We start from the raw sequence: 24,136 nt of genomic DNA on the forward strand, positions 1-24,136 counted from the left end.
CCGCCCGGACACCCGTGTGGTGAATGCGCGGTGCACTACCGGTGATGCCTGGTTGAGCCGCGGGCCGCTCCCGGTCCGTGCGGAACTGCCGCCGAGCGACCATCCGCCGACCGCTCCGGCGAGCAAAGCGGTGTACGCACGATAGATTCATGGGAATGACGGTCGTCCTGCGGGCCGATCCTGGCATGGGCAGTGCGGTGGCGGTCCGCGCGGACGATCGGTAGTAGGGGGTGCATCATCGCTATGGTCCGGCGACAGCTCGCCGTAGGTGCGGCGGTCCTGGGCAGTGTCGCGGCGCTGGGGATACCGCTGGGGCTGCTGTGGTGGCTGATCGCCCCCCGGCCCGAGGTGACCGTCGTCGGCGCCAGCGAGACCGTCCCGCTGCCGGTATCGGAGGCCATGTTCGCCTCCGAGGGGTATTTCGCCATCATCGCGTTGTGCGCCGGCGTGGCCTCCGGGTACGGCGCGTACCTGGTCCAGTACCGGCTGCCCGTATCCCGCGGGACCGACTTCCGGATGGTGTGCCTCCTCGGCCTGGTTGCCGGCGCCATCGCGGGGTCCCTGCTCGCCTGGCAGGTCGGAGTGGGGCTGGACTCCCGCGGTTTCGCGCAGGCTCTCGCCGCGGCCGAACAGGGCGACCGGATCGAGGCGGGCCTGCGGCTGCGGACGCTCGGCATTCTCCTGGTGTGGCCCTTCGCGGGGGTGATGCAGTACGGCCTGTTCGACGCGGTCAGCATGTGGCGCTCGGACCTGCCGCACCGTTTCCGCGGCGATGCTGTTGAGAGCGAGGACCCGCAGGACGACGGCGGCCAGGAGTCCGACTCCGGCCAGACAGTCGCCTGAGCCGTGCGGCGTCCGGCACCACCGGATCAGTTCATATTCACGTTCCGGTGCAGAAACTGCCCGGCGGGCAACGTAGCGAGCTCGGCGAGGATCCGGTTCTCCCGCCTGAGCAGCGCGCCGGCGAGGTCCAGCCGGGCCGCCGCGTGCTCGGCCTCCAGCAGCTTCTGCTTCTCGTGCTGGTCGAGGACCATCGCAGCGGAGACAGCGTAGGACAGGGGGAGGGGCGCCGCGGGGAAATCGCCGGGTGGCTCGGCGGGCACCCCGATCCCGTTCAGCCGGTCGCAGTAGACACCGAACAGCCGCCCGACACGTTCGGCGCGGGCATCGGCGTCGGGACCGAGATCGTCGGGCATGGGCGTGGTGTCGGCCCGGAGATAGGGGTGCTCGTCGTCGGGGTCGAGAACATGGTCGATCCGGAACCGCGATCCGCCTTCGACTACCAGGTCATAGCGACCGTCGTCGTGCTCGCGGACACTACGCACGTCGACGGCGCAGCCTGTCTCGTACAACTGCCGGGCGGAGAGCTCACCGACCTCGTGGCCGAGCTCGATACCGACGATGCCGAACCGGCGCGGCGCGTCGGCCGGAAGCGCCACGAGGTCGGCCACCAGGTGCCGGTACCGGTCCTCGAACACGTGCAGAGGCATCGTCAGGCCGGGGAACAGTACGCTCCCCAGCGGGAAGAGCGGTAGCCGGTGGGGCATTGCACAAGTATGCCCAACACCGGGCCCGGCCTCGCCGGCGACGCACGGGAGGCCGGACGCGGCGCTGTCAGAGCACGCCGCGCGCGGCTCAGCTGACCGAGGGCCCGGCGGTCTCCGGGGCGGTGGGGTCGCCGGACTCGTCGGGCATGTCGCGGGCGACGAAGGTCTCCACGTCGAAGAAGTTGCCGTCGCTGCGGTCGACCACCGCCAGCAGCGTCGACATCTTCGCGACCTCCTCCGTCTGCTCCTTCAGGAACCACTGGAGGAACTGTTCACCGGTGTAGTCGGCTTCCTCGCGGGCCGCCTTGGCCAGCAGGTGGAACTGCTCGGTCACCTCGCGCTCCTGGCGCAGGGCGAGTGCCACGAGGTCGCGGGGTTCGGCGAAATCGTTCTTGATTTCGTCGGTCTGGGGAATCGTCACCGGCACGTCGCTGTCGAGTAGGAAGCGCACGATCATCATCGCGTGATCGCGTTCCTCCAGTGACTGCCGGTAGAAGACCCGGGCCAGTTGCGGAAGGTCGCGATCGTCGAACCACGCCGCGAGCGCGATGTACTGCTGTGCGGCAGTGAACTCGTGTCGTACCTGGTCGACCAGGAGACGATGGAACTTGGATAGCCCGTGCTCGGTGGTCTTTGCTGTCGAAGTCATGGCTCCACAATAACGCAATCCGAAACAATTCGCCATTCCAAAAAACGTCACCCCCATCACTTAGGTGAGCCTTTGTTTATTTGAATTAGGTTAGGTGTCCCAAAGTTAGGGAGTGCTTATTCTTCTCGTTTTGTGGTGAGCCTTGCCTAAATGTCCGCGTGCTCCCTGCCGGGGTGGCGCGCCTCACGCGGGGGGCGCGCCTGGGTGAGCCCGCAGCTACCGCGCGGGACGCCGCGTCCCCCCTAGAATGGGGCCGTGATCTCCCGAATCGACCTTCGAGGTACCTCAGGCGACCCGCGCGACCTGCTGCCGCGCGCCGAGACCGACGTCGCTTCCGTCGTCGAGCAGGTCCGGCCGATCTGTGCCGACGTCCGCCACAGAGGCGTCGAGGCGCTGCTGGAGCTCGCCGAGCGCTTCGACGGTGTGCGGCCCGACTCGATCCGGGTGCCCCGCGAGGCCCTCGACTCCGCGCTCGCCAGCCTGGACCGTTCCGTGCGCGCCGCTCTGCACGAGTCGATTCAGCGCGCCCGCACGGTCCATCGCGACCAGCGCCGGCCCGAGACCAAGACCCGGGTCGCTCCCGGCGGGACCGTCACCGAGCGCTGGGTCCCCGTTGGCCGGGTGGGCCTCTACGTCCCGGGCGGACGCGCCGTGTACCCGTCGAGTGTGGTGATGAACGTCGTTCCTGCCCAGGAGGCGGGCGTCGGATCGCTGGCGGTGGCATCCCCGCCGCAGGCCGAGTATGGCGGGCTGCCGCACCCGACCGTCCTGGCGGCCTGCGCGCTGCTCGACGTCGAGGAGGTCTACGCGGTCGGGGGCGCGCAGGCGATCGCGATGTTCGCCTACGGCGCGGGCGAGTGCGCCCGCACTGACATGGTCACCGGGCCGGGCAACGTCTGGGTGGCCGCGGCCAAGCGGCTACTCAAGGGTGTCGTCGGGATCGACGCCGAGGCCGGCCCCACCGAGATCGCGATCCTGGCCGACGAGACCGCTGATCCCGGCTATGTCGCCGCCGACCTGATCAGTCAGGCCGAGCACGACGTCATCGCCGCGTCCGTGCTGGTGACCCCGTCACCCCAGCTCGCCACGGAGGTCGAGGCCGAGCTGGCCCACCGGGTCCCCGGCACCAAGCACAGCGAGCGCGTCGCCGAGGCCCTCGGCGGCCAGCAGTCGGGAATCGTGCTGGTCGACAGCCTCATGCACGGGCTCACCGTGGTCGACGCGTACGCCGCCGAGCACCTGGAGGTCATGACGGCCGACGCGCGGGCCGTCGCCGCGCGGGTGCGCAACGCCGGGGCGATCTTCGTCGGCGAGTATTCCCCGGTCTCGCTGGGTGACTACTGCGCCGGATCCAACCACGTCCTGCCCACCGGCGGCTGCGCCTGCCACTCGTCCGGTCTGAGCGTGCTGAGCTTCCTGCGGGGCGTGCACGTCGTCGACTACGACCGCACCGCCCTTTCCGAGGTCGCCCACCACGTGCAGGTCCTCGCCGAGGCCGAGGACCTGCCCGCGCACGGCGAGGCCATCACCGCTCGGGTGGGCCGCAGCGGTTCCGCCGGCGAACAGGGGGCGCAGTGACCGAGTTCGGCCTAGACGACCTGCCAATCCGCGACGACCTGCGTGGCAGTAGCCCCTACGGTGCGCCGCAGCTCGACGTCCAGGTAGCGCTGAACACCAACGAGAACCCTTACCCGCCGTCGGACCGCCTCGCCGAGGCGCTGGCCCGCGAGGTGAGCGCGGTCGCCACGGGGTTGAACCGCTACCCCGACCGCGACGCCACCCGCCTGCGCGCGGCCCTGGCGGGCTACCTCGGGCACGGCCTCGATGCCGACCAGGTGTGGGCGGCCAACGGATCCAACGAGGTGCTGCAGCAGATCCTGCAGGTCTTCGGGGGGCCGGGACGCACGGCCATGGGGTTCGAGCCTTCCTACTCGATGCACCCGATCATCACCCGGGCCACCAACACCGCCTGGCTCTCCGAACCGCGCGCGGCCGACTTCTCGATCGGCGTCGCGGCGGCCACCCGCGCGATCGCCGAGCACCAGCCCGACATCGTCTTTCTGACCTCGCCGAACAACCCCACGGGCACGGCATTGCCGCTGGAGGTCATCGAGAGCGTGCTGCGGGTCGCGCCCGGCGTGGTCGTGGTGGACGAGGCCTACGCCGAGTTCCGCCGCGAAGGCACCCCCAGCGCGCTCACCCTGCTCGCCGACCATCCGCGCCTCATCGTCTCGCGCACGATGTCCAAGGCGTTCGCCATGGCGGGCGCGCGGCTGGGCTACCTCGCGGCGCACCCGGCGGTCGTCCAGGCGCTGCAACTGGTCCGGCTGCCCTACCACCTCTCCGCGGTCAGCCAGGCCGTCGCCACCACCGCGTTGGACTTCGCCGACGAGCTGCTCGGCGCGGTCAAGCGGCTCCGCGAGGAGCGCGACTCCGTGGTGGAGTGGTTGCGCGCCCACGGGTTCTCCGTCGCCGACTCCGACGCCAACTTCGTGCTGTTCGGTGAGTTCGCCGACCGCTCGGCTGCCTGGCGGGCGATGCTCGACCGCGGGGTGCTCATCCGCGAGGTGGGGCCGCCCGGCTGGCTGCGGGTCACCATCGGCACCCCGGAGGAAATGACCGCGTTTCGCGAGGCGTTGCTCCAGGTGGCTCCGGGCCACCTCAGCGCGTAGCTCTTTCCCGCCACGGACACCAGGAGAACCCAGACCCCATGACCCGCATCGGCCGTGTCGAACGCACCACCAAGGAGACCAAGGTCTCCGTCGAGATCGACCTCGACGGCACCGGGGTCGCCGACATCTCCACCGGTGTCGGCTTCTACGACCACATGCTCGACCAGCTCGCCAGACACGGCCTGTTCGACCTCACCGTGCGCACCGAGGGCGACCTGCACATCGACTCGCACCACACGATGGAGGACACGGCCCTGGCGCTGGGCGGCGCGTTCAAGGAGGCACTGGGCGACAAGGCGGGCATCCGGCGGTTCGCCGACGCCAAGGTTCCGCTGGACGAGTCTCTCGCCGAGGTCACGGTGGACGTGTCGGGCCGTCCCTACCTGGTGCACTCCGAACCCGAGGGGATGGCGCCGGTCATCGGGCGCGACTACGACACCACGATGACCCGGCACATCTTCGAGTCGTTCGTCGCGCAGGCCGGTGTGGCGCTGCACATCCGCGTGCCCTACGGGCGCAACGCGCACCACATCGTCGAGTGCCAGTTCAAGGCGTTCGCCCGGGCGCTCCGGTTCGCCTGCGAAAGCGACCCGCGCGTGACGGGAGTCCCCTCCACCAAGGGAGCCCTCTGACATGGACGGCCTGTGGGCGGTGCTGCTCATAGGGCTCGGCGGGCTGCTCGCCGGCGGTACCTACGCCATGTGGCGGGCCAACAAGGCCATCGCCGTGTTGCTCGCCGCCTGCGCGGTGCTCGCTGTGGCCTCGGGAGTGCTGCGGTTCGGCTACGTGTGAGCCCGCCTGAGCCCGCATGGCGCGGCCCAGGGCCGCCGGGGCACACCGGGAACCACTGCGGGGCGCCCCCGCCCCCGGGGCGAGGGCACCCGGCCGCTACCAGGGGAGCGCCCCCTCGGCGTCGGTGACATCGGAGGCGGCCAGGTGGCCCCACAGTTGTCCGCTGGGGCCGTCCTCGCCCAGCGTGGCAAGGTGGACGCTGACCCCGGCGCCCTGCTCGGCCGTGCGCACTCCGCTGTGCCCGTTGAGGTCCGTGGCGCAGTAGCCGGGGTTGGCCGCGTTGACCTTGATCGGGGTGTCCCGCAGCTCCCTGGCGTACTGCGCCGTGATCATGTTGAGCGCGGTTTTGGAGGAGGGGTACGGCAGCGAGCTCGGCAACCGCGACATCGGGTTCTCCGGGTCGGTAAGCGAGCCGATGGAGCCGACCTCGCTGGAAACGTTGACGATCCGGGCGGCCGGCGCCGCGCGCAGCAGCGGCAGCATCGCGTTGATGACGGCGACCACGCCGAAGACGTTCGTCTCGTAGACCGCGCGCATGGTCTCCAGCGTGGACGCGCTCGCCGACCAGTCCTCGTCGGCACGCGCGATGCCCGCGTTGTTCACCAGGATGTCCAGGTGGCCGAACTCGGTCCGGACCCACTCGGCCGCGCGGCCCACCGACTTCTCGTCGGTGACGTCGAGTTGGACGAAACGGGCGTCGGCGCCCTGCCCGCCGAGCGCACGCTCGGCCCGGCGCCCCTGCTCCTCGTCGCGCGCCCCCACCAGGACGGTGGTGCCGCCCGCGCCGAGCAGCCGCGCCGTCTCGAACCCGATTCCTTTGTTGGCTCCCGTGATCAGAGCAATCGTTGTCATGGCCACCACCCTGCCGCCGACCGCCGCAGATCGGGAGAGGTCGGCCGAGGCTGGGATCGGCGGTACCACCCTGGGCCCCGCACTCGGCGGCGCGGCCGGGCACACTGGAGGACAAGCGCAGACCGATCGAGATGGGAAGCCGATGCTCGACCGTGCCGACCTGGCGGCGTTCCTGCGGAGCAGGCGCGACCGGTTGCGCCCTGCTGACGTCGGGCTCTCGGACGGTAACCGCCGGCGTACGCCCGGCCTGCGCCGCCAGGAGGTCGCGCAGCTCGCCGGGATGAGCGTCGACTACTACATCCGGCTCGAACAGGGGCGCGGCCCGCGCCCATCGCGGCAGATCCTCGCGGCGCTCGCGCGGGCCCTGATGCTGACCACCGACGAACGCGAGTACCTGTTCCGCGTCGCCGGCGAACCACCCGAACCCGTAGCCGGGCCGAACCGCGAGGTCCCCACCGCCATCCGGACCCTGATCGACAGCATGCCCGAGACCCCCGCCTACGTCCTCGACGCCAAGTACGACATTCTCGCCGCGAACGTGTTGGCCACGTTCTTCATTGGCGACTACGCCGCGCGTCCGGCGGACGAGCGGAACGTGATCCGGTGGATGTTCCGCCGGCCGGAGGACGACGCGTCCTGGGACGCCCCCGATAGCCTGCACTTCGCCCGCACCTCGGTCGCGGACCTGCGCGCGGCCTACGCGCGCTACCCGGGGGATCCCGGCATCGCGAACCTGGTCACCGAGCTCCTGGGCACCTCGCCGCGGTTCGCCGCGCTGTGGGCCGAGCACGACGTCGAGGTGCGGCGCGGGATCGTCAAGCGGGTGCACGACCCGCGGACCGGGCCGCTGGAGTTCGAGTGCCAGGTGCTGCACGTCCAGGACTCCGACCAGCGGTTGATCGTCTACTGCGCGGAGCCGGGGTCGTCAACCCAGGAGACGTTCCGCAGCCTGGCGCTGGATTTCGGCGCGTACTCTCGGTGATCTTGCGGATGTCGTTCCCGGTCGCGGTCATCGGTGCGGGTGCCCGATGGTGGGGCGCGCGACGTGGGCGGCGAAGGCGGCGCATGGCCCGGGGTGGGCGCGTGCCGGTGCGGTGGGTGGGTGGTGGCGCTCCCAACAGGGTGGGGGCGGGCGTTCTCGGCGTGCTCACGCCACACCGAACCTGACCGTGCGGACATGCCCGTCGCCGAGAATGTCCCCTCGGTCACCCTTGATGCGGCCCACCGTCGGGCGGGAGCACTGGCGTCCTCAAAGGGGCTAGTCCCGCGGGGCCGGCGGGCCTTCGTCGCCCCGTTGGCCGCGTCACCACCGGGCACCCGCACCGGGTGATCGTGCCCTTACCTGGAGCGGGGTTCTCGGGACCAACGGGCGCTGCCGGTGCCGCCGGGCACCGACCCTCAACTGCGCTTTGAAGGTTTTCCGGCTATTACCCGATTCTATTGGCATGCTTCCCGATCAAAGTCTCATAGGGAAATCCAATGGGAAAATAAAAGGGACGTTGCCAGTCGGATTCGAGGAGCCCCCGTGGACGCCACCGCTATGACGCACTACATCACCGAGACCTTCGACGGTGTCCGGGTTGTCGAGAGCTCCGGAGACACGTTCCTGTTCTACGACCCGGAAGGGGACCTCCCCAGCGAGCGCCTGTTCTCGTTCGCCATCGCCACCGTGGTGACCAGCGACAGCAATGACACCGTCTCCGATCTCGACCACCCGGGCGCCTACCGGGTCAACATCGGCCTGCCCAAGGGCGCCTACACCGCGCGCTTCGGCCCCGCGCCCGCGGTCCGGGACGAGCACGGGGTTCTGGAGACCGGTTACGACTACGCGGTGCGCGACCGGGTACTGCCCCACCCGCACTACGCCTCCCAGCACTGGGTGTGCGTGGTCTCGCCGGGCCCGGAGACCACCGGCGAGGTGCGGCGCATGCTCGACGAGGCGCACCGGTTCGTGGCGCGCAAGCACGCGAACAACCGGGCGCGGCGTGCGGCGTCCTGACCCCTGGGCAAAGCCGCCCTCGCAGGTGCCGCACAGGAGGCACCGGTGAGGGCGGCCACAAGGGGAGCCGAGACGGGCAGGCGCTAGAACGCGACGGCGTGGCGCTGGTACTCGCCCACCCACAGATGCGGTGCCCACTGGTGCAGGCGCTCCGCCATCTCGCGGTAGTCACTGGAGCCGCGGACCACGAACCGCAGGCGGGAGTTGGGCAGACCCGGCACGGGAGCATCCTCGTCCCGGGTGAGGCGCTGGTGGTGGTCGAAGGGCCGCTGCCCGGAGACCGAACCGGGGTCGTGCAGGAACACCTCGATGGCGAACTGCTCCCGCCCGTCCTCGGTGGTGAGCCGACGCGCCAGCGCCTGGCCGAGCTTCGCGCCCAGGCTGGCCTGGTAGGGGCGCCTCCGCTCCTTCCAGCTCCCGCCGATCGCCCGAACCTGGTCCCAGGAGACAAGCTCGGCCCGCTTCTTGGTGACGAACCACAGTCCCCACCGGTCAACGGCCAGCCCGTGGGTGCGCAGGGTTGGGACGAACATGAGCAGCATCAGCACGCTCAGCGCACCGAGACCTGTGGCGACCACTGTGGCGATGGTCCGCTCCGCGCCGGCCCCGCCGTTGGTGAGCACCTGTTCCGGCCAGATGGCGCCAGCGGCCGCGCACGCGGTGAAGAACAGCAAGAACCCGATGGCCGCAAGCGAGCACCCCAGCCCGCTGCGCCCAAGGTTCAGAAACGCCGCGTCCGCGGCCGGCCAGTGCTGGCCGCGCTTATCGGGTGCTGGCAGTTGGTCCACCGTCGGTTCCCTTCACCGGTCCTTGCTGGCCGCACTGGGCCGCGGCACAAGCCGACACGGGTTCCGGGGAAAAGCGCGTCCGCGTGACGCCGGCGGGTCGTCCCCGCGGCAGTTGGAGGCACGATCCTTCGGCGAGCTGTCAGGGCATCTCCTCGGCGACCGCGAGCTTGATGGCCCCGCGGAAGGTGATGAACTCCTCACGAGGGTCCTGCGCGCCGTAGATGTTCCACGGCGAGGAGGTGGCGTGCACGCCCAGGGCCTGGAGCTGGCCGAACGCCTCCGTGTGCCGGTTCTGCACGAACAGCGTGCGGACCAGCAGGTTGCGGTCGGCGCGGTCGCGCGGGTAGGTCGCGGGGGCGTCGGGCGGGCACACGGTCAGGGCGCGGTTGACCGCCTCGCGCGCCCCCGCCGACTCCAGGACCCGGCCGTCCTCCCTGCAGTCCAGCTCCATCCAGGCCCACAGCGGCAGGGTGTGCAGCGGCGACCCGGTAGGTGCGGAGTCGGAGGCGTGGTAGGCGAAGCGGAACATCTCGTCGTTCGACCCGTGCCACTTCTCGCAGACGAACTGCAGTGCGCGGGAGTGCGCGCCGCGGTGCAGCGGGTCGAGCCGGGCGAGATGGCGCCATGCCTCGTCGTAGAGATTGCGGCGGCCCCCGGGGCTGCCCATGGCCAGCGTGATCATGCTCGCCCACGGTGCGGGGTCGGCCGGGTTGGCGGCGATCGCGCGCCGCAGCACCGGCTCGACCTGCCCGAGGTAGTGCCGGAATCCCGCGAACCGGTCCTCGGAGGTGTACCTGGCGTACTTGGCGCCGCGTTGCTCCCAGGCCTGGTAGATCAGGTACTCGCCGAGGACCACCAGGACATTGGGGTCGTCCGGCGCCTGCGCGTGCCAGTCGCGCAACCAGCCGTCCTCGTCGAGTGCCGCCTCGGCCAGCTCCGCGATGTGGTGCGCGCGCAGCTCCCAGTCGGGGCCCTCGCGTGTCGCGTTCAGGAGGCGGCCGGCACGGGACCAGTCGCCGCCCCATGCCGCGTGCACGGCGTCGACCAGAGGCGGGTCGTCGTAGTCGGCGTCGAGAACCACGGAGTCGTCAGGAGGGAGCGCGTCCTCGACCGCCGTGAGGTTCTTCATCGCCCGGACGGATTTACGGATTCGCGAGAAGACCACGCGCGGATTATAAGGCGATTCGCGAAGGTCACCGGTACCGGACCCATGGCGCTACCGTGCCGCGGCCAAGCGGTTGCGGCACGCCTCAGGGCTGGTCAATAGCGCGTTCCAGGGCCTCGGTGACGGTCGCGCGCAGCAGTTCCACCTTGTACCCGGTTTCCGGGAGCGGGGAGCACAGGCCGGCGACGCTGTCCAGTGCCGCGGCCGGCGGGCCGGCGGTGACCGGGCTCCCCACCAGCTCTCGTTCCACCTCGGTGAGACGGACCGGGCTGCGCGCGACGGCGCCCGCCGCCACCACGGCCTCGCTGATGACGCCGCCCGAGCGTGCGATCCGCACCACCACCTCGACCAGCGGCCACTCGGCCCGGGACCGGCCGGTGGCGCGGTGGTGCGCGGCTGTCTCACCGGGGGTGGGCGCGGGCAGTTCGATCCCGGTGCTGAGCTGGCCCGGATCGAGCTGGTGGTCGCGGGTCGGGTCGGCGCCGTCGTAGAGGTCGGCCACCGGTACCGGGTCGCCGTCGGCGAGGTGCACGGTGGCCCCGTACGCGAGCAGTGCGACGGCCATTGAGGACGGGTGCGGAGCCACGCAGGGGCCCTGGTCGATGACAGCGGCGTGCTGGTGGTCGCCCTCGCGGGCCGGGCAGGTGTCACCGCCGCTCTGGAAACAGGAGAACGCCGGGTTGCGGTAGTAGACACACCGGTTGCGCTGCAGCAGGTTCCCGGCGATAGTCGCGACCGCGCGGACCTGCGGGGTGGCCAGTGCGCCCGCTGTGGCCGCCAGAGCCGGGTAGCTCGCGCGCAGGGTGGGGTCGGCGGCGACCTCGGCGATGGTGGTCGTGGCACCCACCAGCGCCGAGCCGTCCGCGCGCAGCGTGACGCCACGCAGCTCGGCCAGGCGGTGCAGGTCGACGTAGGGGCCGTTGGTGCGGCGCGCGCGGGCCAGGGAGACGACGTCGGTGCCTCCGGCGCGCGGCTGCCCACCGTGCGAGTGCAGCGCCTGCGCCGCGGCGTTGACTGTGGTTGGTGCGGTCATTGGATTCCCTTACGTGGACGCCCCCGCCGCCAGGCAGGGGAGGAGAACGGACGGCTCGCGAAGTGGGGCGGTGCTCCGCCGCGATGGAGAACCGGAGGTGTCGGTGCCGGTGTCACGCGCCGAGCCCCCGCAGCACCCGGTCGGGGCGGATGGGAAGGTCGCGCGGGCGCCAGCCGGTCGCGTTGTGCACCGCGTTGCCCACCGACGCCGCGACACCGATCGTGGAGATCTCGCCGATGCCCACACCGCCGCCCTGGACGTGTTCCCAGCCGTCCTCGTGGAAGTGGATGACGGTCTCGGGAGTGTCGCCGATCCCGGGGATGCGGTAGTCCTCCAGGTTGTCGGTGAGTACTACGCCGGTGCCCGGGTCGACGCGCCGCTCCTCGTAGAGGGCGTAGCCGATGCCCTGGACGATGCCGCCCTCGCACTGGTTCCGGGCGAGCCGCGGGGAGTACATGCGCCCCGCCGCGATCCCCGCCCAGACCCGGGTGGGCCGGACCCGGCCCAGCCGGGTGTCCACCTCGACCTCGGTGACGTGAACGGCGCCGGTGAAGCCTCGGCCGAGGGACATGCCCGGGCCGAACGAGAACGGTGTGACGTAGCCCTTGCGGTCGCGGTGGCGCTTGCCGACCACCCGCACACCGTCCGCCATGTCGAGCGTCTCGGTTGGTACGGGGCCGGTCGGGGGTGTCTCGGGGAACTGTTCCTGCAGGGCGGCGCGCAACTTGCGGGCGGCGTCGCTCGCGGCCGGGCCCACGGAGGGTGTGGTCTGGCTGCCGACCGATGGCGGGCCGTGCACCGCCCCGCTGCGCCCGATGAGCACCCGGATCCGGTCCGGCGGCAGGCCGAGCTCGTCGGCCAGGACATCGGTGATCACCGACCTGATGCCCGTGCCGATGTCCTGGGTCGTCGTGCGTGCCACGACCGTGCCCTGCTCGGCGGTCACCTCCACCTCGGTGCCCGGGTTGAGCAGGTACTGCCAGTTGGCCGCGGCGACGCCGACTCCCCGGCGGTAGCGTCCCGTTCCCGCGCCCGGAGCAGGGCGCTCCAGCCACGCGGGAAGGGCCGCGGCCCAGTCGTAGAGCGCGTGCCGCTTCGGGTTTCCGTCCCAGCGCCGGCGCAGCGCGATGGGGTCCTCCCGCAGGCGGTGGGCCATCTCGTCCACGCCCTGCTCCAGAGCCCACAGCATCGGTGCCGCGCCGGGGCCTCTGAACGGGTTGCCGGGAGGGCGATTGGTGGTGATGTCGAAGTCCCGCAGCCGCCGGGGCGCGGTTCCGTACATGAGCCGGGCCAGGGCGGCGACGGCGGAGGAGACGGAGGTGCCCCCGTCGCCGTAGACGTCCATGCTCAGCGCCGCGAGGTCACCGGAAGGGCTGGCGAGCAGGGCGAGCCGGGCGCGGGTCCCGGGGCGGTTGCCGGTGTCGGTCAGTTCCTCCGAGCGGTCGAGGACCACTCGCACGGGGGCGCGCACGGTCCGCGCGAGCTCGGCCGCCGCGATGGTCTCCGAGGTCAGGCCGGACTTCGCGCCGAACCCGCCGCCGACATACTCGGAGATGATGTGCACCTGTCCGGGCACGAGCCCCCACCGTTTCGCCGCCTCTTCGGCGAGAACGCCGACGGTCTGGGTCGAGACGCGCAGGTGGAGCGCGCCGTGCTCGTCCCACTCGGCGACGCAGGAGTGCGGCTCCAAGGCGGTGTGCAGTTGGACCGAGGTGCTGAACTCGGCGGTCACCAGGTTCGGGTCGCCACGGCCGGCCGCCGCGCGCAGCCGGCGGACCGCGGTGCCCGAGCGCCAGTTCCCCACTGTGGAGCGGCGCAGGTTGCCCAACCACCGGCCGGGAAGTGTGCTGCCTTCGGAGCTGCTGGGGGCCGCCCGCTGCTCCCGCTGGCTGCGATACACCACCGGCGCGCCGTCCTCCTGCGCGCGGTCCAGGTCGAGGACCGGGGTAAGCGGCTGGTAGTCGACGGTGACCGCGTCGGCCGCCGCCAGCGCCTTGGCCCGGGAGGACGCGGCGACGGCGGCGACCGGCTGTCCCACGTAGCGCACCGTGCGGTCCTCGGGCAGCAGTTCGACGAGCGGGGCACCGCCACTGTCGATGCCGCGTACCCGCGCGTGCGCCACGGTCGCGCGCACGATCACTCCGACCTGGCAGCCGTCCGGGTAGGCGTCGGTGGCGTACCGGGCCTCGCCGGTGATCTTGCGCATCGCATCGGCCCGGGGCGGGGCCTCCGCGGCCTCCGTGTCGTGCTCGCCGCGGCAGGCGGCGGCGACGGCGGCGTAGATCCCCTCGTAGGCACCGCACCGGCACAGGTGGCCGGCCATGGCATCGGCGATGGCCGCGCGGTCCGGCGCGACATCGCCGTGCTCGGCGCGCCAGCGGTCGACGAACGCGGCGGCCTCCACGACGAACCCGGGAGTGCAGTAGCCGCACTGCAGGGCGTCGTGTGCGGCGAACGCCCGCTGCGCGGGGTGCGTGCCGCCGAGTCCCTCGACCGTGGTGACCGTGCGGTCCGCCAGCGCGGTTGCCGGGAGCAGGCAGGAGGCTGTGGGGGAGCCGTCCACGAGGACCGTGCACGCCCCGCACACGCCGGTTCCGCAGACGAGCTTGCTGCCCGTGAGGTCGAGGTCCTCGCGCACCACCTCGACGGCCGTGGTGTCGGGCTCAGCGCTGACCTCGGTCGCCGCGCCGTTGACGACAATGTCCATCGTGTTTCTCCCTGCCAGTGGGCGCCACCGGAGCGACGTCGACGTTGACAGCGTCAACTTCCGCTCATGGCGCCACGATAGGAGGCGATGTTGACGTCGTCAACCCTGACTGGTTGGTGGGCGACGCGCGTGTCCGGCGGCCAGTGGTGGGTCCATGATCTTGATCTTCTCGTGTAAGGCGCGTCACACTCGTTCGCGACCACTGAAACCGAGGGCCCAGGAACGGTCGAACAGCCACGAGCCGTCGGCCGCGGCCTAACCGGAGGGACGTATGCGCAGGATCGGCAACGCCCTGGCGAACTTCAGCACGCGGTGGATCCCCGACGCGTTCGTGTTCGCGATAGCGCTGTCGGTTCTGGTCTACGTCGCCGGGCTCTTCCTCACCGACCATGGGCCGTACCAGCTCGTCCAGGACTGGTACGCGGGCTTCTGGGGCCTGCTTGAGTTCGGCATGCAGATGACGCTGGTGCTGGTCACGGGGTACGCCCTCGCGAACTCCCCGCCGGTCGGGCGCGGGATCGCCTGGATCGCCTCACTGCCCCGCGGACCGCGGTCGGCGTACGCGCTGACCGCGTTGTTCGCCGGACTCATGGGCATGGTGCACTGGGGGCTGGGCCTTATCTCGGGTGCGCTGATGGCCGTCCGGATCGCCCAGTCGTGCCGGGAGCGCGGCATCAAGGTGCACTTCCCGTTGCTCGCCGCCTCGGGCTACCTCGGCCTGATGGTGTGGCACAGCGGCCTGTCGGGATCGGGACCGCTGCTCGTCAACACCCCCGACCACTTCCTGGCCGACGAGATCGGAACACTGCCGCTCTCCGAGACCATCCTGCAGCCCTTCAACCTGGTGTTCCTCGCCGCGATGCTGATCGGTGGGCCGCTGCTGCTGTTGAGCATGCACCCGCGCACCGAAGAGTGCGAGGAGATCACGGAGAGCTTCGACCAGGACCGGTCGGCGGGCGGCGGCCCGGGCACCACTGCGACCGAGACGGACACCCAGCGTATGGCGCCCGCGCAGCGCCTGATGCACAGCCGGATCCCGGCCCTGCTCGTGACGGTGGCCGGGCTGGTCTTCCTGGTGCCCGAGCTGCTGCGCGAGGGCATCGTGGGCATGGACCTGAACCTGCTGAACTTCCTGTTCCTGGTGGTGGGAATCGGGCTGCACGGGACCCTCGCCAGCTACGCCGCCGCGGCGGCCGAGGGAGCGAAAAGCGCGTCAGCGGTGATCATCCAGTTCCCGTTCTACGCCGGAATCATGGGGATGATGGAGCACTCAGGGCTGCTGGAGATGATCGCCCAGTGGTTCGTCGAGGTCTCCACCCCGTTCAGCTACCCGTTCTGGGCCATGATCAGCGCGTGCCTGGTCAATCTCGCAGTGCCGTCGGGCGGCGGCCAGTGGGCGGTCCAGGGCCCGATCGTCATCGGCGCCACCGAATCACTCGGGCTCAACCCCGGCACCGGCGTAATGGCCGTCGCGATGGGCGACCAGCTCACCAACGGGCTGCAACCGTTCTGGGCGCTGCCGCTGCTGGCCCTCACCCGCCTGCGGGCCGGGCAGGTCCTCGGTTACAGCGCCGTCGTAATGGTGTTCGCCATTGTGGTCGCGGGCCTGAGCATCACATTCCTGCGCTGACCTGCCCCCGTGCGGCGGCCGCGGCCAACCGCCCGCGGGATCGAGTGCCGGCGCCCTATCGGCCCGTAGTAAGGTCTTCGCATGTCCGCAGCTCAGAGTGGGAGTGAGGAGGGCCCTCCCGGCCCGTCGGGAGGAGGAACCCGGGAACGGCTTGTGGCGGAGGCTTCGCGACTGCTGGCCGAGGGCGGCGAAGCGGCGGTGACCCTCCGTGCGGTGGGGGAGCGCGCCGGGGTGTCGCGCAGCGCGCCGTACCGGCATTTCGAGGACAAGGACGACCTGCTCGCGGCGGTGTTGCTGGAGACGTTCCGGCAGCTTTTCCAGAACCTGCGGGCCGAGATGTCGGCCACCCCGATGACCACCCCCGAGAAGCTGCGCCGCGGTTTCCGCGTCTACGGCCGGTTCGGGTTGGCCTGGCCCGAGCACTACCTGCTGATGTTCGGCGAGCGCATGCACGTCGAAAAGGGCGATCTCGCAGAGGTGGCACCCGAGGGCTTGGGCTTCCTGCACACCATCATCGCCGAGGGCCAGGAGGCCGGCGAGATCCGCCCCGGAGACGTGCACGACATGACCATCCTGACCTGGTCGGCCCTGCACGGCCTGATCACCTTCGGAATTTCGGGTCACCTGACCGCGAAGGGCCTCGACATCGACGACGCCTTGACGCGCCTGGTCGCCGAGCTGGTCGCCGGCCTGGAGGCGTGAGGACGGCCCGCTGGTGTGGCGGGCCGCCCTCGTCAAGGACTGTCATGAAGCGGTGGACACAGGTTCCTCCTGCCCATCGCGGGCCTCGGTGCCGCTCTCTCCGGGGTCGGTGCTGACGAACCCGTCGAGCCCGCGCGGCGCCCGGTAGCGCTCGATGTCGAGGATGCCCTCGCGCTTCGCCACGATCGCCGGGACCAGCGCCTGTCCGGCGACATTCACCGCCGTGCGCCCCATGTCGAGGATCGGGTCGACCGCGAGCAGCAGGCCGACGCCCTCAAGCGGCAGGCCGACGGTGGACAGCGTCAGGGTCAGCATGACGGTGGCTCCGGTGGTTCCGGCCGTGGCGGCGGAGCCGATCACCGAGACGAACGCGATCAGCAGGTAGTCGACCATTGCCAGGTCCACCCCGAAGAACTGTGCCACGAAGATCGCCGCGACCGCCGGGTAGATCGCGGCGCAGCCGTCCATCTTCGTGGTCGCGCCCAGCGGGACGGCGAACGACGCGTAGTGCCGGGGCACACCGAAGTTCGTCTCGGCGACACGCTGGGTGACCGGCATGGTCCCCATCGAGGAGCGTGAGACGAAACCGAGCTGGACGGCCGGCCAGATGCCGGTGAAGTATTTGCCGACGCCCAGCCCGTTGAGCCGGAGAAGCACCGGGTAGACGACGAACAGCACCAGCACGAGACCGATGTAGATCGTCAGGGTGAACCTGCCCAGCGCGCCGATGGTGGTCCACCCGTGGCTGTAGACGGCGTTACCGAGGAGCCCGACCGTGCCCAGTGGGGCGAGCCGGATGATCCACCAGAGCACTTTGAGCACGATGTCCAGGGCCGAACGGGTGAACGCGAGGAACGGCTCGGCCCGGTCTCCGACCTTGACGGCGGCCACACCGATCGCGATCGCGATGACGATGAGCTGCAGCGCGTTGAAGGAGAGCTCGCCGCTGAGAGCGCCGCCGTCGTCGGTGACCTCCGATTGCAGACCCAGGAAGTTGGCGGGCACCAGCCCGTCGAGGAACGCCAGCCACGAGCCTTCGCTGATGTTGTTGGCGGCATCGGGATCGGCGCTCACCGTGGCACCGGATCCGGGGCGGATGCTCAACCCCAGGGTCATGCCGATGGCGACGGCGATCAGCGCGGTGACGCAGAACCACAGCAGTGTCTGGCCGGCCAGCCGGGCGGCGTTGGTGACGTTGCGCAGGCTTGCGATGGAGGAGACGACCGCCAGCAGGATCAGCGGCGGCACGATCGTCATGAGCAGGGTCACGAACGTCGAGCCGATGGTGTCGAGAGTGACACCGAGCCAGTTGGGGTCGACGTCCTCACCGGTCGGGCCGATGGAGCGGGCCAGGGCGCCGAGAGCGACACCGAGTACTAGGGCGATAAGGACCTGGACGGCAAAGGGGACACGCCGGAGCGCACGTAACACGGGGGACTCCAAGGATCAGGAGGCGGGCAGGATGTGCCCGTGGGTGTTCGGGGATCGGGGATGACCGAGAGGTCCCGGCACCGCGGAACGGCGGGCCGGGGCGGCACGTGAAGACGGCCTGTCAGCCCCGGTGACACGCGTGAATGGTGAGCCGGCACAGATCCACGTGCCGCCGCCGGGTAAGGCTCCAAAGATTCGCCACGAACATGGACAATTTCCAGCACTCCGGACTTATTCCCCGTTATCGGGTGGGGTGCTCATCCGGTCACCGCGCGTGTCGAATGGGGGCCGGTGTGCCCGCGGGCCGACCGGGGGGTCGGCGCCCGGCCCGGGGGCGCGTGCCCGAAGCGGTTCGTGGGGGTCAGAGTTCCCGGCCGCGGACGCCGGCGATGAGCGCGGCCCATTCGGCGCGCGGGAAGCTGAGCCGGCCGCGGGCGGGATACTCGGAATCGCGGACGGCGACGGAGGCGGGGAGGCCGGCGACCTCGACGCACTCGCCTTGGGTGCCGCTGTAGGAGGACGTACGCCACGCCGTGGACGTCGCAGGGGCGTCGTTCAGGCTCGCCACCTCCACGCACGCGCCGTTGGGGCCGCTGTACGAGGAGGTGCGCCACTGTTCACTGCTGTGGGGCGGAGTTGGGGTAAGCATCGGTTCCTCCTGACGGAGAACGCTCAGAGAGTCTCCTCCTTCTTGATGCCCCTGATGAACGATGCCCACGCACTGTTGCCGAAGTTGAGCAGGGGGCGCGTGGGGTGCTTGGAGTCGCGGACGGCGACGGAGCCGGGGAGGTCGGCGACCTCGACGCGGTTGTCCACGGCTGCGCTGCAGCTGCTCTCGCGCCACTGGTTCGGGGACATCTCTGGACCGCGCATTAGGTCGCCCACTTAAGTTCTCGGACAGCACTGGTTATCGGTTCAATCGTCTTACGCTCGCCCAGTGCGGCTATCCGCAGGCGGTTGAATACGAGTTGGTAGACGCTGGTGTGTTGCGGCCGGTCCCAGAAGTCCGCGCTGGTGAGGTCCTCCAGATAGGCATAATCAGCGTCTATCTCGTTCACCCTGAGCAGGGTGAACGAGGTTCCCAAGGAGGCGTGCCCACCAGAGGTAAACGGGAGGACTCGAAGAGTGATGTTGGCTCCCCGGCACAAGCTGCGAAGGTGCGCAAGCTGATTCATGCGCACTTCCGTGCCGCCTACTCGGCGCCGTAGTGCTGCTTCGCCCAGCACGAGTCGAGATTTGGCGGGTTCTTTCTCCCGAGGACGGTCTGACGCTCCAGGCGACCCCCAACAAGTTGGTTGATGTCCGCTTGCGCGACTTTCCTGGCCGCTGCGGCCAGTTCTTGGCTCCGCTTGGCCTCGTCGCCGGTCACGTGGAAGAGCTTCGGAAGAAGTCGCGGAGAAGGGCGAGCCGCGCGGCACCGATCCCACGCTGTGGCTCTCGCTGGACAGTGACGACCTCCCCACCCGGCATGTGGGCGGCGAGGTCATCGCCGTGCGCGAGGCGCGGCTGTGCCGGACTGGCGGTCCGTCGTGGGCCAGCGGGCCGGGCGCCGCGTGCTCAGCGCATAGGATGGGCAGCGTCGTCGCTGAGTAGGGGAGCGCATCAGGTGAGCGCGAATGTCGTGATCCTCGACTACGGGTCGGGAAACCTGCGCTCGGCGCAGCGGGCCCTGGAGCGGGCCGGTGCCGAGGTCACCGTCACCGCCGACCCGCATGCCGCGTTGGACGCCGACGGTCTCGTCGTCCCCGGTGTCGGCGCGTTCGAGGCGTGCAGCATTGGGCTGCGCGAGGTGGGCGGTCCGCGCGTCATCGGCAAGCGGCTCGCCGGGGGCGGCCCGGTACTCGGAATCTGCGTGGGCATGCAGGTGCTGTTCGAGCAGGGGATCGAGCACGGTGTCACCTCAGAGGGGTGCGGCGAGTGGCCGGGCACCGTCGAGCGGCTGCGGGCCGACATCGTTCCGCACATGGGCTGGAACACCGTCGACGCCCCCGAGGGGTCGCGGCTGTTCGCCGGGATCGCCCCGGACGAGCGCTTCTACTTTGTGCACTCCTACGCCGCCCTGCGCTGGGAACTTGAGCCCGCGAGCCCGCGCATGGCCCCGCCGCTGGTCACCTGGGCCACGCATGGCGCCCCCTTCGTGGCCGCCGTCGAGAACGGCCCACTGTGCGCCACCCAGTTCCACCCGGAGAAGTCCGGCGACGCCGGCGCGCGGGTGCTGGCCAACTGGGTCGCTATGGTCGAGGCGCGGTGACCCGGCGCCGCTCCGCCCGCGCGCTCCGCGCACACGCGCGCCGGTCCACCGAGCAGCGCACCCGTCCGCTACTGGAAAGTCACTGAACTCATGCCCTCCACTCTCGAACTGCTCCCCGCCGTGGACGTCGCGGGCGGCCAGGCCGTCCAGCTCGTCCAGGGCAAGGCCGGCTCCGGCGGCCAGTACGGCGACCCGGTCCAGGCGGCGCTGGGCTGGCAGGACGCCGGCGCGGAGTGGATCCACCTGGTCGACCTCGACGCGGCCTTCGGCCGCGGACACAACCGGGACCTGCTGGCGAGGATCGTCGGCAAGGTCGACGCCAAGGTGGAGCTTTCCGGCGGGATCCGCGACGACGAGTCGCTGACCGCCGCCCTCGCCACCGGCTGCACCCGGGTGAACATCGGAACGGCCGCCCTGGAGAACCCCGAATGGTGCGCCAGGATCATCGCCGAGCACGGGGACCGGATCGCGATCGGCCTGGACGTGCGCGGCGATACCCTGGCCGCGCGCGGCTGGACCCGCGACGGCGGTGACCTGCTGGAAACGCTCGACCGGCTGGACGCGGAGGGCTGCGCCCGCTACGTCGTGACCGACGTCAACAAGGACGGCACGCTCAAGGGGCCCAACCTGGACCTGCTGCGCACGGTGTGCGGGCGCACGAACAGCCCGGTGGTCGCCAGCGGCGGCGTGTCCAGCCTGGACGACCTGCTGGCCATCGCCTCCCTCACACACCTGGGGGTCGAGGGCGCCATCATGGGCACCGCGCTCTACGAAGGGGCGTTCACCCTTGAAGAGGCGCTGAAGGCGGTGAGCGCCCGATGACGGTGGCCGTCCGCGTCATCCCGTGCCTGGACGTCGACGCCGGGCGCGTCGTCAAAGGGGTGAACTTCGCGAACCTGCGCGACGCTGGTGACCCCGTCGAGCTGGCCGGGCGCTACGACGCCGGCCGCGCCGACGAGCTGACCTTCCTCGATGTCACGGCCTCCAGCGGCGACCGCGAGACCACGTACGACGTTGTGCGCCGCACCGCCGAGCAGGTGTTCATCCCGCTCACCGTGGGCGGCGGCGTCCGCACCACCGACGACGTGGACACGCTGCTGCGCGCCGGCGCCGACAAGGTCGGTGTGAACACCGCGGCCATCGCACGACCGGAGCTCATCCGCGAGATCGCCGACCGGTTCGGCAGCCAGGTGCTGGTGCTCTCGGCCGACGCTCGCCGCGTCCCCGCCGGAGAGGAGCCCACCCCGAGCGGCTTCGAGGTCACCACGCACGGCGGACGCCGCGGCACCGGCATCGACGCCGTCGAATGGGCCGCCCGCGCGGCCGAACTGGGCGCCGGCGAGATCCTGCTGAACTCGATGGACGCCGACGGCACCAAGACCGGTTTCGACCTGGAGATGATCCGCGCCGTGCGCGCCGTTACCGGTATCCCGCTGATCGCCAGCGGCGGCGCGGGCGCGGTCGAGCACTTCCACCCGGCCATCGAGGCGGGCGCCGACGCCGTTCTGGCGGCGAGCGTGTTCCATTTCGGGGAGTTCACCGTCGACGACGTGAAATCCGAGCTGAAGGCGCACGGCCACCCGGTTCGTTAGGCAGTGTTTTTTGGGCTCGCTGGCGCTCGCCGGGTCGGGCGCCTGGAGGCCGGGAACCTTCGGGCGCCTCCGGTGTGGCGCCCCGGTCGGCTTCGCCGGTCGCGGGCGCCCCACCTGCGGGCCCTCCAGAACCCCGGCGGCGCCCGACCTGTTTTTTTGGGCTCGCTGGCGCTCGCCGGGTCGGGCGCCTGGAGGCCGGGAACCTTCGGGCGCCTCCGGTGTGGCGCCCAATCGGCTCCGCCGGTCGCGGGCGCCCCACCTGCGGACCCTCCAGAACCCCGGCGGCGCCCGAGGTGTTTTTTGGGGCTCGCTGGCGCTCGCCGGGTCGGGCGCCTGGAGGCCGGGAACCTTCGGGCGCCTCCGGTGTGGCGCCCAATCGGCTTCGCCGGTCGCGGGCGCCCCACCTGCGGGCCCTCCAGAACCCCGGCGGCGCCCGACCCAGACGGCCACTTGGTTCGAAAGACAGGGCCTAGAGCCTGAGGGGCGCGCGCAGTGCCGCGTTGCCCCTCCACCGCTCCGCACGCACGGCCGGCGCGCCGGCCGTACGCAAGTGGTGATCAGCAGGTGCCGGCGGTCCCGCAGACGCCGCCTTCGGTCGCGTCGGGGGCGGTCTCCCGCCAGGAACGCTCCAGCGCCTCCGCGAAGGCCGCGGGCGGTCTCCCGCCCGACACGGCGTAGCGCCCGGCGACGACGAACGTGGGGACTCCGCTGATCCCCAGCGCGCGCGCCTCCTTCTCGTCATCGCGCACCTCGTCGCAGAGATCAGTGTCCTTCAGCATCGTCCGGATCTCCTCCGGATCGAGGCCGCATTCGGCGCCGAGCCGCACCAGCGTCTCGTGGTCGGAGAGGATCTCCCCCTCCGAGGTGTAGGCGCCCATCAGCCGCGTACGAACCCGCTCGCCCACACCGGCCCGCTCGCCCAGCTTCAGCACCCGGTGGGCGTCGAAGCTGTTCACGGGTATGGCGCGAGCAAGATCGTAGGTGAGTCCCGCCGCGGCCGCCTGCTCGGCGACCATGGCCATATTCCTCTTGGTCTGCTCCACTGTGACGCCGAGGTCGAGACGATGGCGGTCGGGCAGGGTCAGCCGCGGCTCGGTGGATCCGTTCGGATCGAGTTCGAAGCTGTGCCGGCGCACCTCGACGTGCGCGCGGTGCGCGAAGCCCGCCAGCGCCGTCTCAAAGTTGCGTTCCCCGATGTAGCACCAGGGGCAGACGAGATCGGACCAGATGTCTACGTTCATAGCTCTGACGCTAGAAGCTTAGCTTTCTCTTGGTAAGTACATACCTTGAGGTATGCTCCGGACGTGAGTATCGGTAGCGAGGCCGAGAGCGGGCGGCGTGACGTATTCAACAGTGATTGCCCGGCCCGCGAGGTTCTGGACCACATCACCAGCCGATGGGCGGTCCTCGTGCTCGTCGCACTGAAGGACGGCCCCCTGCGCTTCTACGAACTGCGCGACCGCGTCGACGGGATCAGTGAGAAGATGCTCTCCCAGAACCTCCGTGTGCTCAGCAGGGACGGCCTTCTGGAGCGCACGGTGGAGCCCACGGTCCCGCCGAAGGTCTCCTACACCCTGAGCTCCATCGGCCGCGAAGGCGTGCAGCACCTGTGCGAGCTGACCAAATGGATCGCCCGTACCGCACCGGAGATCAAGGCGGCACAGGAGCGCCACGACCGCGCCAGTGAGTGACGCGTGGGCTAGCGTTGCCGTACCACCATCGTCCCCGCCGCCTTGTCGTGCAGGGCCTGCCGGCTCGGCTGGTCCCAAATTGGCCAGAGGATATTGACGAACCAGAATACGCCGCTGAGCAGGTTGATTATTATTCCCCAACTGACCAGCAGCGGCGCCGCCCATACCGCGGCACGCAGCATGATTCTCGTTTCCGGCGCCGGGTCCGATTCGCCGTTGTTCCCCGGGCGCACCACGCGCAGGTCGAGCATGCGCTTGCCGATGGTCGCCCCGAACCTGCGGTGGCAGAAGATCTCGTAGCCCCAGTAGACCAGGAAGAACAGCGCGCAGATCAGGAAGATGACCAGCTCCCCGCGGCCGGGGCTGGCGATGGGCACGATGACGATCAGCGCGGGAACAAGCGCGCATACCGAGACGGCCTGCGCGATCATCACGTCGATGAGCCGCGCCAGGAACCGCTCCCCCCGGTCGGCCACCACCTGGGACCCCTGGGCCGGAGCGTCCGCCGGACCCTCTCGGCCCGGAACACGCCCGTGGGGCGGTGGCGGCTGACTCATCATCCTCCCTGGTCCGGGCGCCCGCGGCGCCGTGGTGTGGCACTCGTGTTCCGCCGTGTTCCGGCCCGACACACCCAC

At 70.6% G+C, this 24,136-nt stretch carries 27 protein-coding genes; 13 read left to right on the top strand and 14 right to left on the bottom strand.

The features are described 5' to 3' along the window. The first annotated feature begins 243 nt into the window (after positions 1-243). Entirely contained in the window at positions 244-843 is a 600-nt protein-coding gene (locus tag F4561_RS08850) for a hypothetical protein (RefSeq protein ID WP_184576543.1), read from the top strand. Between the two features lie 26 nt (positions 844-869). Here F4561_RS08850 and F4561_RS08855 read toward each other — a convergent pair whose 3' ends face one another. Both F4561_RS08855 and F4561_RS08860 read right to left on the bottom strand, forming a co-directional pair. Continuing rightward, positions 870-1,547, bottom strand: coding sequence for an LON peptidase substrate-binding domain-containing protein (locus F4561_RS08855; RefSeq protein ID WP_184576545.1), 678 nt, complete (start codon positions 1,545-1,547; stop codon positions 870-872). Positions 1,548-1,635: 88 nt separating this feature from the next. Then, positions 1,636-2,196, bottom strand: coding sequence for a ferritin (locus tag F4561_RS08860; protein WP_184576547.1), 561 nt, complete (start codon positions 2,194-2,196; stop codon positions 1,636-1,638). 255 nt (positions 2,197-2,451) lie between these two features. On the opposite strand from F4561_RS08860, the gene hisD reads away from it, so the two are divergent. From hisD to F4561_RS08880, 4 genes are read left to right on the top strand one after another with little or no spacing between them, the layout of a single operon-like run. After that, complete coding sequence (gene hisD, locus F4561_RS08865; RefSeq protein ID WP_184576549.1) at positions 2,452-3,774, top strand: histidinol dehydrogenase; 1,323 nt, start codon at positions 2,452-2,454, stop codon at positions 3,772-3,774. Further along, entirely contained in the window at positions 3,771-4,868 is a 1,098-nt protein-coding gene (locus tag F4561_RS08870; RefSeq protein WP_184576551.1) for a histidinol-phosphate transaminase, read from the top strand. Before hisD ends, F4561_RS08870 begins: the two co-directional genes overlap by 4 nt. A gap of 38 nt (positions 4,869-4,906) precedes the next feature. Next, on the top strand, positions 4,907-5,500 hold the full coding sequence (gene hisB / locus F4561_RS08875) for an imidazoleglycerol-phosphate dehydratase HisB (RefSeq protein ID WP_184576553.1): 594 nt from the start codon (positions 4,907-4,909) through the stop codon (positions 5,498-5,500). Between the two features lies 1 nt (position 5,501). Continuing rightward, entirely contained in the window at positions 5,502-5,660 is a 159-nt protein-coding gene (locus F4561_RS08880; protein ID WP_184576555.1) for a CG2302 family histidine operon protein, read from the top strand. 96 nt (positions 5,661-5,756) lie between these two features. Here F4561_RS08880 and F4561_RS08885 read toward each other — a convergent pair whose 3' ends face one another. Next, positions 5,757-6,512: an SDR family oxidoreductase gene (locus F4561_RS08885; protein ID WP_184576557.1), complete on the bottom strand. Its 756-nt coding sequence runs from the start codon at positions 6,510-6,512 to the stop codon at positions 5,757-5,759. On the opposite strand from F4561_RS08885, the gene F4561_RS08890 reads away from it, so the two are divergent. Then, positions 6,511-7,494 (top strand): helix-turn-helix transcriptional regulator, encoded by a 984-nt coding sequence (locus tag F4561_RS08890; RefSeq protein ID WP_246437168.1) that lies wholly within the window; start codon positions 6,511-6,513, stop codon positions 7,492-7,494. The genes F4561_RS08885 and F4561_RS08890 overlap by 2 nt on opposite strands. A gap of 543 nt (positions 7,495-8,037) precedes the next feature. Next, complete coding sequence (locus F4561_RS08895) at positions 8,038-8,511, top strand: DUF6194 family protein (RefSeq protein ID WP_221445413.1); 474 nt, start codon at positions 8,038-8,040, stop codon at positions 8,509-8,511. A gap of 83 nt (positions 8,512-8,594) precedes the next feature. Here F4561_RS08895 and F4561_RS08900 read toward each other — a convergent pair whose 3' ends face one another. From F4561_RS08900 to F4561_RS08915, 4 genes are all read right to left on the bottom strand, one after another. Further along, the gene (locus F4561_RS08900; protein WP_184576559.1) at positions 8,595-9,299 is read right to left on the bottom strand and encodes a hypothetical protein; all 705 of its coding nucleotides are present in this window, start codon (positions 9,297-9,299) and stop codon (positions 8,595-8,597) included. Between the two features lie 139 nt (positions 9,300-9,438). Beyond that, positions 9,439-10,464, bottom strand: coding sequence for a hypothetical protein (locus F4561_RS08905; RefSeq protein WP_184576561.1), 1,026 nt, complete (start codon positions 10,462-10,464; stop codon positions 9,439-9,441). 85 nt (positions 10,465-10,549) lie between these two features. Beyond that, positions 10,550-11,497: an FAD binding domain-containing protein gene (locus F4561_RS08910; protein WP_184576563.1), complete on the bottom strand. Its 948-nt coding sequence runs from the start codon at positions 11,495-11,497 to the stop codon at positions 10,550-10,552. A gap of 112 nt (positions 11,498-11,609) precedes the next feature. Then, positions 11,610-14,204 (bottom strand): molybdopterin-dependent oxidoreductase, encoded by a 2,595-nt coding sequence (locus F4561_RS08915; RefSeq protein WP_184576565.1) that lies wholly within the window; start codon positions 14,202-14,204, stop codon positions 11,610-11,612. Positions 14,205-14,475: 271 nt separating this feature from the next. Here F4561_RS08915 and F4561_RS08920 point away from each other — a divergent pair, with 271 nt between their 5' ends. After that, a complete protein-coding gene (locus tag F4561_RS08920; protein ID WP_184576567.1) occupies positions 14,476-15,834 on the top strand; it encodes a short-chain fatty acid transporter in 1,359 nt (452 codons plus the stop codon). Between the two features lie 81 nt (positions 15,835-15,915). After that, complete coding sequence (locus tag F4561_RS08925) at positions 15,916-16,536, top strand: TetR/AcrR family transcriptional regulator (RefSeq protein WP_184576569.1); 621 nt, start codon at positions 15,916-15,918, stop codon at positions 16,534-16,536. Positions 16,537-16,578: 42 nt separating this feature from the next. Here F4561_RS08925 and F4561_RS08930 read toward each other — a convergent pair whose 3' ends face one another. The 5 genes from F4561_RS08930 to F4561_RS33640 form a co-directional block, all read right to left on the bottom strand. Further along, the gene (locus F4561_RS08930; protein ID WP_184576571.1) at positions 16,579-17,967 is read right to left on the bottom strand and encodes a dicarboxylate/amino acid:cation symporter; all 1,389 of its coding nucleotides are present in this window, start codon (positions 17,965-17,967) and stop codon (positions 16,579-16,581) included. A 361-nt stretch (positions 17,968-18,328) separates the two neighbouring features. Continuing rightward, complete coding sequence (locus F4561_RS08935; protein ID WP_184576573.1) at positions 18,329-18,616, bottom strand: DUF397 domain-containing protein; 288 nt, start codon at positions 18,614-18,616, stop codon at positions 18,329-18,331. Positions 18,617-18,639: 23 nt separating this feature from the next. Then, positions 18,640-18,825 (bottom strand): DUF397 domain-containing protein, encoded by a 186-nt coding sequence (locus F4561_RS08940; protein WP_221445415.1) that lies wholly within the window; start codon positions 18,823-18,825, stop codon positions 18,640-18,642. A 14-nt stretch (positions 18,826-18,839) separates the two neighbouring features. Then, positions 18,840-19,193 (bottom strand): Scr1 family TA system antitoxin-like transcriptional regulator, encoded by a 354-nt coding sequence (locus tag F4561_RS33635; RefSeq protein WP_221445416.1) that lies wholly within the window; start codon positions 19,191-19,193, stop codon positions 18,840-18,842. After that, the gene (locus F4561_RS33640; RefSeq protein ID WP_184576579.1) at positions 19,160-19,336 is read right to left on the bottom strand and encodes a hypothetical protein; all 177 of its coding nucleotides are present in this window, start codon (positions 19,334-19,336) and stop codon (positions 19,160-19,162) included. The genes F4561_RS33635 and F4561_RS33640 overlap by 34 nt, the downstream gene beginning before the upstream one ends. Before the next feature lie 237 nt (positions 19,337-19,573). On the opposite strand from F4561_RS33640, the gene hisH reads away from it, so the two are divergent. The 3 genes from hisH (at position 19,574) to hisF (ending at position 21,810) form a co-directional block, all read left to right on the top strand. Further along, positions 19,574-20,218: an imidazole glycerol phosphate synthase subunit HisH gene (hisH, locus tag F4561_RS08955; RefSeq protein WP_184576581.1), complete on the top strand. Its 645-nt coding sequence runs from the start codon at positions 19,574-19,576 to the stop codon at positions 20,216-20,218. Positions 20,219-20,308: 90 nt separating this feature from the next. Beyond that, positions 20,309-21,040, top strand: a complete 732-nt coding sequence (priA, locus tag F4561_RS08960; RefSeq protein ID WP_184576583.1) for a bifunctional 1-(5-phosphoribosyl)-5-((5-phosphoribosylamino)methylideneamino)imidazole-4-carboxamide isomerase/phosphoribosylanthranilate isomerase PriA — start codon at positions 20,309-20,311, stop codon at positions 21,038-21,040. Continuing rightward, positions 21,037-21,810 carry an imidazole glycerol phosphate synthase subunit HisF gene (hisF, locus tag F4561_RS08965; RefSeq protein ID WP_184576585.1) on the top strand — a complete coding sequence of 258 codons (774 nt, stop codon included), beginning with the start codon at positions 21,037-21,039 and terminating at the stop codon, positions 21,808-21,810. The genes priA and hisF overlap by 4 nt, the downstream gene beginning before the upstream one ends. Positions 21,811-22,367: 557 nt before the next feature. On the opposite strand, the gene F4561_RS08970 is transcribed toward hisF, so the two are convergent. Beyond that, positions 22,368-23,051 carry a DsbA family oxidoreductase gene (locus F4561_RS08970; protein WP_184576587.1) on the bottom strand — a complete coding sequence of 228 codons (684 nt, stop codon included), beginning with the start codon at positions 23,049-23,051 and terminating at the stop codon, positions 22,368-22,370. A gap of 63 nt (positions 23,052-23,114) precedes the next feature. On the opposite strand from F4561_RS08970, the gene F4561_RS08975 reads away from it, so the two are divergent. Beyond that, positions 23,115-23,501, top strand: coding sequence for a winged helix-turn-helix transcriptional regulator (locus tag F4561_RS08975; RefSeq protein ID WP_184576589.1), 387 nt, complete (start codon positions 23,115-23,117; stop codon positions 23,499-23,501). Positions 23,502-23,509: 8 nt separating this feature from the next. Here F4561_RS08975 and F4561_RS08980 read toward each other — a convergent pair whose 3' ends face one another. Further along, positions 23,510-23,980: an RDD family protein gene (locus tag F4561_RS08980; protein WP_184576591.1), complete on the bottom strand. Its 471-nt coding sequence runs from the start codon at positions 23,978-23,980 to the stop codon at positions 23,510-23,512. Positions 23,981-24,136 lie beyond the last annotated feature (156 nt).

Origin of the sequence: Lipingzhangella halophila, from assembly GCF_014203805.1 — a bacterium.
GTDB classification, from domain to species: Bacteria; Actinomycetota; Actinomycetes; order Streptosporangiales; family Streptosporangiaceae; genus Lipingzhangella; species Lipingzhangella halophila.